Origin of the sequence: Paenibacillus sp. A3M_27_13 (genome assembly GCF_024213315.1) — a bacterium.
GTDB lineage: Bacteria > Bacillota > Bacilli > Paenibacillales > Paenibacillaceae > Paenibacillus > Paenibacillus polymyxa_B.
In genome coordinates, this window is sequence record NZ_JANAVE010000008.1 from 148,460 (window position 1) to 160,139 (window position 11,680).

General features: G+C 48.4%; 10 protein-coding genes and 1 riboswitch. All 10 genes read left to right on the plus strand.

All coding sequences use genetic code 11. The features are described 5' to 3' along the window. Nucleotides 1–11 precede the first annotated feature (11 nt). Nucleotides 12–1,475, plus strand: coding sequence for a 3' terminal RNA ribose 2'-O-methyltransferase Hen1 (locus NLX82_RS22350; RefSeq protein ID WP_254349087.1), 1,464 nt, complete (start codon nucleotides 12–14; stop codon nucleotides 1,473–1,475). Then, the gene (locus NLX82_RS22355; protein ID WP_076160082.1) at nucleotides 1,472–4,081 is read left to right on the plus strand and encodes a polynucleotide kinase-phosphatase; all 2,610 of its coding nucleotides are present in this window, start codon (nucleotides 1,472–1,474) and stop codon (nucleotides 4,079–4,081) included. The genes NLX82_RS22350 and NLX82_RS22355 overlap by 4 nt, the downstream gene beginning before the upstream one ends. A gap of 20 nt (nucleotides 4,082–4,101) precedes the next feature. Beyond that, nucleotides 4,102–4,899 carry a TatD family hydrolase gene (locus tag NLX82_RS22360; RefSeq protein ID WP_076160086.1) on the plus strand — a complete coding sequence of 266 codons (798 nt, stop codon included), beginning with the start codon at nucleotides 4,102–4,104 and terminating at the stop codon, nucleotides 4,897–4,899. A 44-nt stretch (nucleotides 4,900–4,943) separates the two neighbouring features. Further along, nucleotides 4,944–5,053: riboswitch (TPP riboswitch) on the plus strand. A 249-nt stretch (nucleotides 5,054–5,302) separates the two neighbouring features. Then, complete coding sequence (locus tag NLX82_RS22365) at nucleotides 5,303–5,899, plus strand: ECF transporter S component (protein WP_023987157.1); 597 nt, start codon at nucleotides 5,303–5,305, stop codon at nucleotides 5,897–5,899. Next, nucleotides 5,899–7,362, plus strand: a complete 1,464-nt coding sequence (locus NLX82_RS22370; protein ID WP_076295772.1) for an ABC transporter ATP-binding protein — start codon at nucleotides 5,899–5,901, stop codon at nucleotides 7,360–7,362. The genes NLX82_RS22365 and NLX82_RS22370 overlap by 1 nt, the downstream gene beginning before the upstream one ends. Next, nucleotides 7,337–8,128, plus strand: coding sequence for an energy-coupling factor transporter transmembrane component T family protein (locus NLX82_RS22375; RefSeq protein ID WP_254349088.1), 792 nt, complete (start codon nucleotides 7,337–7,339; stop codon nucleotides 8,126–8,128). Before NLX82_RS22370 ends, NLX82_RS22375 begins: the two co-directional genes overlap by 26 nt. Nucleotides 8,129–8,267: 139 nt before the next feature. After that, a complete protein-coding gene (locus NLX82_RS22380; protein WP_069081291.1) occupies nucleotides 8,268–8,993 on the plus strand; it encodes a methionine ABC transporter ATP-binding protein in 726 nt (241 codons plus the stop codon). After that, nucleotides 8,986–9,657 (plus strand): methionine ABC transporter permease, encoded by a 672-nt coding sequence (locus NLX82_RS22385; RefSeq protein ID WP_028542051.1) that lies wholly within the window; start codon nucleotides 8,986–8,988, stop codon nucleotides 9,655–9,657. The genes NLX82_RS22380 and NLX82_RS22385 overlap by 8 nt, the downstream gene beginning before the upstream one ends. Before the next feature lie 276 nt (nucleotides 9,658–9,933). After that, nucleotides 9,934–10,791, plus strand: coding sequence for a MetQ/NlpA family ABC transporter substrate-binding protein (locus NLX82_RS22390; protein ID WP_023987162.1), 858 nt, complete (start codon nucleotides 9,934–9,936; stop codon nucleotides 10,789–10,791). A gap of 468 nt (nucleotides 10,792–11,259) precedes the next feature. After that, a complete protein-coding gene (locus tag NLX82_RS22395; RefSeq protein WP_023987163.1) occupies nucleotides 11,260–11,679 on the plus strand; it encodes a hypothetical protein in 420 nt (139 codons plus the stop codon). Nucleotide 11,680 lies beyond the last annotated feature (1 nt).

The following is an 11,680-nucleotide window of genomic DNA, read 5'->3' on the forward strand; positions in this document are numbered from 1 at the left end:
AGAAGTGGAGTATGCACATTACGCTAAAAGCAACCGGAACGAATGCAGGGATGATTTCGCATTTGCTTGCTAAGAATCCTTACAATACGTATGATCGCACAGAAAAAGGCGCACGTGTACGCATGGTATACACTGTTTTTACCGAGGAAGAGGCTGAGATCGTCATTCAGGCTTCGCCAGATTCAATTGATTTGGTCAAAAACAGTCCGGACAGCTATGATATTACACAATATATTAATGACCGGGAGTTTGTAACTAGCAGCTTATTTTGCACCTATATTCGTGGCTCGCTTGGCACAGCCCTGAACGGTAAACCCAAAGAAGATTATGCAGGATGGGTGACGCACCCTTTTGCGCTGGAGTTATCGTTTGGGCCTGTTGCTTCGGATTTGCCGGATTCAGTGGTGGAGGGGCTATTCGCTCCGCTGGGCTATCAAGTGGCCATAGAACGAGGGGAAGCAGATTATTCTTTTCAGCTGAAAAATCGAAGCACCGTCAGATATGTCACGTTAAGTGGCCACCAGACGGTGCAGTATGCGCTGCGTCAGTTATTGCTGTTGATTCCGGTGCTGGATAATTATAAGCATTACTATATTAGTGAAGAAGAGTTTGACAAGCTGAGACGTTACGGTGAAGGCTGGCTGCCAGAGCATCCGCTACGCGAGCTCATCATTCGACGCACGCTTCGTTTTACCAATCTGATTGAGCAATTTGAGCAATCAGATTCTGCTGAAATAGGTACTCAAAAACATATTGAAAAACATACTCAAAAACATACTGTCCAAGCTCAAAAGGATAAGCACGAACAGGTTCAACAGCAAGAACAGCCACAGGAGGAAGGGAAGCAACAGCCTACTGTACGGCTGAATGAGCTGCGGTATCAAGCTATTATGGACGTGATTCGCAAGCGGCCTCGAAGACAGAAAATCGTAGATTTTGGTTCAGGAGAAGGGAAGCTTTCGGCTCGGATGGCCCGAATGACGGGCATTGAAGAAATTTGGGCGGTGGAGCCGTCTGCGTATGCACAGGTGAGAGCCATGGAGCGTTTTGCCAAGCTGGAGAGGCATACCGACGCGATCATTCCTACACCCATGATGGGCTCTCTCTTTTATTATGATGAACAATTGCGGGGCAAAGATGTGATGATCCTATGTGAGGTCATTGAGCATGTGGACGAGCATCGTCTGAACCGGGTGATGAAGACGATTGTGACGGAGTATCAGCCGGGTGTGCTGATCGTGACGACTCCCAATCGTGAATATAATGAGGTATATCGTATGAACCAGCAAGAGCTGCGGCATGGCGATCACCGTTTTGAATGGAATAGAAGCGAGTTTCAGGAACAATGTGAGCAGTGGATTGAGGAAGCTCCTTATTCGGTAGCGCTGAAGGGGATCGGAGAAGAGATCGAAGGCTTTGGACAACCGACCCAAATGGCTATATTTACGCGCAGAAAGGAGCAGAAGGAAGCATGAGCAATTCATCCAAACGTACGATTCATTTACCGCATGCTGGACTGGTTGTGTTGGTGGGGGCCTCCAACAGTGGCAAAACCACATTATTGGACAGGCTGGTGTGCGAAGGGATTCTACTGGAGACAGAAGTGGTATCCTCGGATCATTTTCGCAAGCTGGTCGGAGATACGGAATTTATAGACTGGAGTGGACTTCCAAGGCTGGAATCGGACGTACTGTTCTATGAGTATCAGCAAATGTCAGCCAAGGCGTTTGAGGCGATGGATACGATTCTGGCTATGCGCTGTCGCTTGAATAAGCTAACGGTTGTGGATGCCACTCATTTGTACGCTGAGGATCGCCAGAAATATGTACAGCTGGCAGCCAAGGCGCACGTTCCTGTTATGGCCTTGGTACTGGATGTACCCGAATCTGTGCTGCTGGAACGTGATTTAGGCAGGGAGCATCCGCGTGGCCGCCAACGGGTCAAGCAGCAGGCACAGCTGTTAAAGCGGAACCTGCGTGGTATCCGTGAGGAAGGCTTTAACGCTTGCTATGTTCTTAAGGATGTAGAAGAAATGAACTTTGTTCGCCGTGTGCAGCCACTGTTTCATGAGATTGGCTCAGGTATTGACATCATTGGTGATATCCATGGGTGCTACCGTGAGATGCTGGAAGTGATAGAGCGGCTAGGATATACGGAAGATACGAAAGGACTATACCATCATCCAGATGGTAGAAGACTAGTATCTGTCGGGGATGTGATGAGCCGTGGCCCAGAATCGTTACAAGCGGTGCAGTTCTGGAAAAAGCACGTGGATGCCGGACTAGCGTATATGATTGACAGCAATCATGGCTGGAAAATCGGCCGTTACCTCGATGGGAGAAAGGTGACTCTCAGTCATGGCGATGAACGATTTGCAGAGGAACTGGCCCAATATGAACAAAAAGCGGGCAAGACAGCGGCGGAACAGCTTAGAAGCGAGTTGAGAGATTTTCTGCTACATGCACCCTCTCATCTTATTTTTGGCAGAAATGGATTGCGACACGTGGTCGTAGCTCATGCCGGGATTAAGGATCATTTTATTGGCAAACAGTCGGCACGTATTTCTGATTATTGCCGCTATGGAGATACGGAAGGACAGGATGCGAACGGAACACCGATCCGCAAGGATTGGTTCGTAGACCATGAATCGGGAGAAATAGTAGTATGGGGACATGATCCGAGACCGCAGCCTACCCTTGTGAACCAGACGGTGAATATTGATCAGGGTGTGGTATTTGGCGGTATGCTGACCGCTTATCGTTATCCGGAAAAGGAATTTGTCAGCGTTCCGGCACATGAGAATTATGCGAATGATCCCGATAGCCCACTTGTCCGGTGGCAGAGAAAACGGTTTTCCCCGCCGAATTTACGCAAGCTAATCGCTGGTTACAGTGTGCTGACGGAATCGTATGGCGAAGTGCGCGTACAAGGAGAATGGATCAAATCCGCTATAGATACCGTGTCACATGTGACGGTACCCATGGAGGAGCTGGTGTATATTCCACCGACGATGAGCCCTGCTCCAGCGGTGTCTGCAGAGGAAGGATATCTGGAGCATCCACGTGAGGCGCTGGCTTATTATCGCGGGCAAGGAGTACAAACGATGGTGGCCGAGAAAAAACATATGGGTAGCCGGGCTATTTTGCTATTATTCAAAAACGAACAGGCCGCTGTTCAATATGTAGGCTACCCGACATTGGGCACGATCTATAGTCGGAGTGGGAGAGCTTTCTTTGAACAAAGCCTTGGGAAGCAAGTGATGGAGAAGCTGAATGTGGATTTACGGACTGCTGGATATTTTGAACGGAACCAGACGGATTTTGTATTGCTGGATGCGGAAATTGTACCGTGGAATCTCAAGGCTCGGGAACTGATTGCTGCACAGTATGCGCATGTGGGGGAGGCAGCTCTGTTGGATCGCAGTAAGCTGGTAGACAAGCTGAAGCAGGCGAAGGTTGCAGGTCGAGAGGTTGGAGACTGGTTGGAGGAAATGGAACAGAAGTACGCGAATGCCGTAACGTTTCAAGAGGCTTTTCAAAAATATTGCTGGGATGTGGACGGTCTGGATGAAATTCGTATTGCACCGTTCCATACGCTGGCACACAGCGGAAAGACTTTTTTCGACCATTCTCATATTTGGCATATGGAGCAAAACCGGGAGCTGGCTGGGCTGTCTTCCCTGTTTATGGAGACAGAGTATCGCGTTATCACGGACGAAGCAAGCGAGGAAGAGGTCATTCGCTGGTGGAACGAGATGACAGAGGATGGTCATGAGGGGATTGTGATCAAGCCGGAACGCTTTTTGATGAAAAATCGGGACAAGATGATTCAGCCTGCAATCAAGGTGAGAGGCCGGAAGTATTTGCACATCATTTACGGTATGGATTATCTTGCCCCTGAGAATTTAAAGCGTCTGAAGCAGCGTCGAACGAACAAAAAGGAGCGTCATGCCCTGATGGAAGGAGCGCTTGGTATGGAAGGCGTGGAACGTTTTGTCCGCAAGGATACGGTAGATCGTATTCATGAATGCGTCCTTGCCGCGCTATCTCTGGAATCGGAGCCGATTGATCCGAGATTGTAGTTTGCGAAGGAGGGATTGAGATGGAAAGGGGTACACCGTTAATTGATATTGGCGTGAACTTGATGCACCGTTCGTTTCATGCGGATCGGGAACAGGTGGTAGAGAGAGCCGCAGCTGTAGGGATTTCACCCCTGATTATTACCGGGACCAGTGTCCGTAGCAGTCGAGAGGCTTCTCAGTATGCAGCACGTTATCCGGGCAAGCTGTATGCGACAGCTGGCGTGCATCCCCATGATGCCAAAGACTGCAGCGCAGATACGATCCAGCAGCTCCGCCAGCTGGCGAGTCAGCCGCAGGTCGTATCCATAGGGGAATGCGGATTGGACTATAACCGTGATTTTTCGCCGCGTGATGTGCAGCGCCGATGGTTTGAGGAGCAAATCCAACTGGCGGGTGAGCTTAATATGCCGTTATTTCTTCATGAACGAGATGCACATGAGGATTTTGTTGCTATGCTGCGGGAGTATCAAGGGCTTGTCGATAAAGCAGTGGTGCATTGTTTTACAGGCACGGAACAAGAATTGCATACGTATGTAGAGATGGGACTGTATATCGGGATCACCGGCTGGATTTGCGACGAACGGCGTGGCAAACATCTGCGTGAACTGGTCAGAGATATTCCCTTGGACCGTCTGATGATTGAAACGGATGCACCATTTTTGACCCCGCGTAATTTGCCCGTGAAGCCTAAAGAAGGGCGTAATGAGCCCATGTATCTCGCTCACATTGCTGCTACGGTTGCCGAATGTACAGGCCGAAGCATGATGGAGATCGAAATCGCCACGACGGAGACAGCCAAACGTTTCTTCGGATTATAGGATTGTCAAAGCCATAGATGTGGTATATATTATAGTGAATTAAAAAAGCATTGTCGGGAGCTTGAGAAAGTCAGGCTGAGAGGGTGGCCCTTGCCACTGACCGTGAAATCTGATCTGGGTAATGCCAGCGTAGAGAAACCAAGAACACTATACAGGAATGCCGCTTGTTTCGCGGTTGTCGATAGATACAATGTATGTCCTAGCATTTTACCTTGACCCTGACTTTGGCTTGGTATCAGTGTAGTAGCTTAGACTACTGGTTATATAAGGCATATCGACGAATGATGTTTTGTATGGTGCTTCACCTTTTACTGCGCATAAAGCTTGCCTGGAGATTCAGCTCCAGACAAGCTTTTTTTTATGGCCAAGAGGCCAATTATAAGGATAAGGGGAGCACGCAATAATGAATACTGCTGTAAGAGCGTCCAAAGGGTTGAAGCTGACTGATATTTTGGTCACGATTGTGATCGCTGTTGTGTTCGGGTTAGTCTACAAAATATGGGGACCTGCCTATGATTTGATGAAACCATTCGGTTTACACGCCGAGCAACTGATGTATGGCATGTGGTTTATGGCAGGCACGTTTGCTTATCTCATCATTCGCAAGCCGGGTGTTGCAATTTTGGCAGAGGTGGCAGCGGCAACGGTCAGTGCTTTTTTGGGAAGCGAATGGGGGATGTCCACTTTGTACTATGGCCTGCTGCAAGGCTTGGGAGCGGAGCTATTTTTTGCGGCTTTTCTGTATCGGAACGCAAACCTGTGGGTTGCTTCGCTAGCTGCGGCTGGGGCGGCTGTCGCTTCTCTAATTTTAGACTTCAGCTACGGGTATATTGATCAGCTTTCGACCTGGAACTATGTTTTGTATATTGGTTTTCGCATGATTGGCAGCATTGTGATTGCCGGGGTATTCGCGTTCTATCTGGCCAGGGCATTGGAGGTAACCGGAGTCACGCGAAGTTTGAGACCCGCAACGGAACAAGATTATAAGGGGCTGGATTGATGAGCCAGGCAACCGAAGATGTAGTGGCTTCGATCACCCGTCTTCGGTTGAAATTTCCCGGTGAGCAGGAGCTGCTTTTTCACAATATGTCTTTGTCTGTCCGCAAGGGGGAAAAGCTGCTGCTGCTGGGACCGAGTGGATGCGGTAAATCAACGCTGCTCCAAGTGTTAAGCGGTCTGATTCCACGCACGATAGAAGTGCCTATGAAATGCGATGCTGCTGTAATCCCAAGTGTCTCAGGTATTGTATTTCAAGATCCTGATACGCAGTTTTGTATGTCATATGCAGACGAGGAACTGGCTTTTGTGTTGGAAAATAATCAGGTTCCTCGTGAGCAGATGCGATCCCGTATTCGCGAGCTGCTGATACAGGTTGGTCTATCAACGGATGATATACACATGCCCATTGGCAGCATGTCACAGGGAATGAAACAGCGGCTGGCGATTGCGTCTGTGCTGGCTATGGAGCCAGAAGTGCTTTTTCTGGATGAGCCCACGGCTTTGTTGGACGAGGAAGGCACTACACAGGTGTGGGATACCATTCGAAACATTTCGGTAGACCAGACACTGGTGATCGTGGAGCATAAAATTAATGAAATTGTCCATGATGTGGACCGGATTGTGGTGCTTTCTGCTCAAGGGGAGATCATTGCGGATGGAAGGGCGGAAGAAGTATTTCATGGGCAGCGGCAGGCATTGTCCGAGTATGGCGTGTGGTACCCGGGAGTATGGAATGAATCGTCTTCGCCGCGTTGGAGTGAATCAGTGACACAGCAGAATGGTACGGGGAATGGTACAGGGATTGGTTTGCTGGAGCTGGAACATTTTAGTGGCCTCCGCGGTTTAAGTTCAGTGATTTATGTGGAGCATGCGCAGGTGAAGCCTGGCGACTGGATTGGCGTGGTCGGTGAAAACGGGGCTGGCAAAAGCTCACTGCTGCTCTCCATGATGCGCTTACTTCGCACACAGGGACGTTATAGCGTGCGCGGAATTGAGGCAGGCAGTACGGAACAACTGGCAGAGCGTATCGGGTTCGCGTTTCAAAATCCCGAGCTGCAATTCGTAGCACACACCGTACGAAAGGAACTAGAGTATTCGTTACCCAAGAGCTTGTTCACCGTTGAACAGTGCCGGGAACGGGTCGATCGGATGCTCGTACAGTTCGGACTGGAGCGGCTGGACGAGCGTCATCCGTATCAGCTTTCATTGGGCCAAAAAAGGCGGTTGAGTATTGCTACGGCTATGATCCGTGAGCCGGAAGTGCTGCTGCTGGATGAACCGACTTTTGGGCAGGATGCGCGTAATACCTTTGTCATGCTGGATATGTTGGAGCAGCTGAGAGCGGCAGGCACGGCCATTGTGATGGTCACGCATGACCCGGAAATTGTCCATCGATATTGTACCGATATATGGCGGATTCAGAAAGGGGAACTCCAGTATGAACCTGTCCTTTCCCCATCATAAAACATGGCTGCATCGTGTGAATCCGGGCCTAAAGCTCGTTATGTTTTCCATACTGTTTGTGGTCGTTATAGTCATTCATGATCCGAATGTCATGTTTAATGTTGCGTGTGCTATGCTGCTGCTGCTTGTCTGGTCAGGCCATCCATGGAAGCGGCTGCTGCTGTATGGATCTCCCTTTATATTGGTGTTTATTTCAACCTCAACGGGCATGATGATGTTCGGCAAAGGGGTGACGACCTGGTGGACATGGGGCCTGATCCATATAACGCAGGAAAGCTTTTATCGGGGTATACATCTGGGCTTTCGTGCGCTGAGTATGGCGGCGGTAGGGTTGCTGTTTGGTTTAACGACTCGTCCAGTGGACCTTTTTTATTCACTGATGCAGCAATGGAGGCTCTCTCCGAAGTATGCGTATAGCTTTTTGGCAGCCATGTGGTTGATGCCCATGATGGTGGAGGAATTCCAGGCATTGAGACAAGCCCATCGTATTCGAGGTTTACATCAGCATGTGTCCAAATGGAATATGTATGCCACGCTTCGCAGGTATGCAATTCCGCTGCTCGCTCAAAGTATCCGGCGTGCACAGCGAATTGCTATTGCCATGGAAGCCAAGGGTTTTACTAATGAAACCAAACGCACGTATTATTATGCGATTGGCTATTCGGCTGTAGATATTGTGTTCATATTCTATTTTGTCATCATGCTTACACTGGCTTGGGGACTCGGTATCTGCTTTCCTTACGTGGGGGTGTGGGATGTGCGTTAATTGTTGTCAAAAGGCTTTGCCCGTTTTCTGCTCTGTGGTATATTAATGCAATGGGAATTGACGGCTCGTACAGACCCGCCTGGGCTGGCGGGCTTATTACATTTTCCCTGAGAAATGGATCATCAGGAGGCCAGGTTTCATGATTACGCTGCATCAGGTAAGCAAGCATTATACCACCTCAAGCGGCCAATTTCATGCGGTTCAATCCGTGTCCCTTCAAGTGGAGGAGGGGGAAATTCACGGTATCATAGGTGCCAGCGGTGCCGGTAAGTCTACGTTGCTCCGGTTGATGAATGTATTGGAAAGGCCGGATGAGGGAAACGTGGTTGTAAACGGGGAAGATTTGACTCGCATGCCGGAAAAACGTCTCCGTGAAGCGCGGCGATCGATAGGGATGATTTTTCAGCATTATCATCTTGTTCACAATCGGACGGTCAGTGGAAATGTGGCAATGTCGTTGGAGCTGGCAGGTGTCGCGAAAAAAGAGAGAGCGGAACGTGTGCGCGAATGCCTGCAATTCGTCGGTTTAGCTGATAAAGCAGAACAGTATCCGGCACAACTGAGCGGAGGCCAAAAGCAACGTGTGGCGATAGCCAGAGCGCTGGCGAATCGACCTGCGGTGCTGCTGTGTGATGAGCCGACCTCGGCGCTTGATCCGCAGACGACCGCGGATATTCTGGGCGTGTTACGGGAGATCAACCGGGAACTGGGAGTTACCATTGTAATCGTAACGCACGATATGGACGTGGTACGCAATATTTGTACCCGTGTATCAGAAATGCGGGATGGGCAGCTGCTTTCAACGCAACGTGTAGTTGACGCTGCGGTAGGTTCAACAGCGGAAGCAGGTGAAGCTGATGAATGAAATGCTGAGCATCATTGTGCAATACCAGTCAGAGATATGGAAAGCCATCGGGGAGACGTTTATCATGGTGGGGATTTCTATCGCAGCAGCTGTACTGTTAGGGCTTCCGGCAGGAACGATTTTGTATTTGTGCGGCAAAGGGCAAAAATATGAAAATCGACTGCTGTTCACCTTATTGAACAGTGTGGTCAATGTCATCCGCTCGTTCCCGTTTTTGCTGCTCGTCGTGTTTATGATTCCATTTACACGTCTGGTCGTAGGGACGGCGCTGGGCACGATGGCTGCAACGGTTCCCTTGTCAGTGGTGGCCATCGCCTATTATTCGAGGCTGGTGGAGCAATCATTGCTTGAGGTGCCCAAGGGTGTAATTGAAGCCGCTACTTCTATGGGGGCATCCACCCTCCAGCTTATTTTTAAATTTCTGTACGTGGAAGCTCGTTCCGGGCTTGTACTGGGTTTGACCACGTCCACCATTAGCTTCATCTCCTACTCCACGGTGATGGGCATTGTGGGCGGCGGCGGGGTAGGCGATTTTGCCATCCGCTACGGCTACCAGCGTTTTGAAACAGGCTTGATGGCGTTCACCATCGTCGTCATGATTATTTTCGTACAAACGATCCAGTTCACCGGAAGCACCATATCCCGCCGGATCGACAAGCGATAGGGCAAAAATGTAACTTTTCGCTACACTTGCACCACCCACTATGGGAAATAAAAATGACTTTACAGTACCTCAAAAGCGGAGCGGACAGAATTGTTCTGGAGAAGCGTCAGCGTTCGCCTTTGAAATGGGATTCTAACCTATAAATTGTGTTATAAATCAGAGAGAATCCCATTTCAACAGCGATCGGAAGAACAATCTGCACGCGAAGCGGCTGCGGCTGTACTGTAACTCATTTTTATCTTCCCAATCACAATTTACTTGGAGGTTCCTCATCAAATGAGTCGGAAAAACAACATGAAAACGAACTTGAAACTACTCACACTATTTGCTGTCGTTATGCTACTGGTTGCCGGATGCGGTGGTCAAAAGCAGGCTGCTCCAGAAACACAGTCTAAAGAAGCAACTTCCCAAAAAGAAGTGACCTTGAAAGTAGCAACGCTAATCCCACCGATGACAGATGTGCTGGATATCGTGAAGCCGCTGCTTAAACAGGACGGAGTCAATCTGGAAATCGTCGTGCTTTCAGACAATATCCAACCGAATAACGCATTGGCAAGCCATGAAGTGGATGCTAACTTCTTTCAGCATGCTCCTTTTATGCAACAATATAATGAAAGCAACAAGTCCGATTTGGTAGCGGTAAAACCAATTTACAATGCCATTTATGGCGCGTACTCCAAAAAATACAAGAACATTAAAGACCTGCCCGAAGGTGCGACCATTGCTATTGCCAATGACCCGGCCAATACCGGACGCTCTTTAGTAATGATGGAGCAAAACGGTTTGATCAAGCTTAAAGAAGGCGTAGGCTATAATGCTACACAGGCTGATATTATTGAGAATAAGAAAAAATTCGTGTTTAAAGAAGTGGATTTGTTGATGCTGGCGCGGTCACTGGATGATGTGGACATGGCTGCCATGTATCCCGCATATGCCAAGCCGCTCGGTCTGACACCGAAGAAGGACGCGCTGATTACCGAAAAAGACGATACGCATTTTGCCATTAATCTGGTAGCGCGTAAGGATAATGTAGATTCCGATGCTATTCAAAAGCTGGCAAAGCGAATGACTGGACCGGAAGTACGTAAATTTTTTGAGGATAATTACAAGGACAGCGTTGTTCCAGCATTTTAAATAAATGAGGATTTTGCAAAAATCCAATAAGCGACTTCCAATGAATAAGATATAGATCGAAATGGTTTAGTTCGTCTATATCTTGCACGTTGGAGCGACTGGAATCGAATTTTGCAAAATCCTGAAATAAGTATGTTGAAACATCGTTTTATGATGAAATACGACCTGTATAATGGAAGGAAGTCTGTGAAGAGCAGATGGTCTCCCTTGTGCAGGTCTTTTTTTCATCCTTAATATGGAAAGGAATGATCGAAAACAGGGTATAAAGTCTTATTTTTTAAGATTTCAGGGTGTTACACCGCTGCGAATTTTGGTCATAAAGGGCGATGGAGTAATGATAAGGAACATATTAAAATAAATATACGAACAAACATTCGTTTTCGATTTCGTTAACGGTGTTTTTAAACGGGTCAAAAAATTCAGCTGACAACGGGCCAAAAGTGTGAATAAAAAGGAAGGGGGAACGACATGAAGCTGTTTGTAACTGTAAAAAGTTTGGGAAAGCGCAAGCCCGCACTCGCACGACAGGAATTAGAACTGAGTCCTGCTCCAGAAACATTGCGAGATTTGATTACTGCAACCGTTGCTCTGAATGTTCAAAAGCTACGGGAAAAGCAGGAGAGTGTCGCGCTGATTCCGTTCCTCACGGGAGAGGAAGTTCAGGCACAAGGCGAGATAGGCAAAGTAGGATTCGGTTCCATATATAATGAGGGTGTCCCGGATATTAAGGATGCTGTGAACACGGCGATGCAGGCTTTTGAAGATGGTTTATACAGAGTTTTTGTATGTGACGAGGAAATTATTGAACTGGATGCTCCTTTGTCACTGAAGGATGGGAATGAGATTGTATTTATACGCTTCACAATGCTGGCTGGAGGCCTATGGTAGA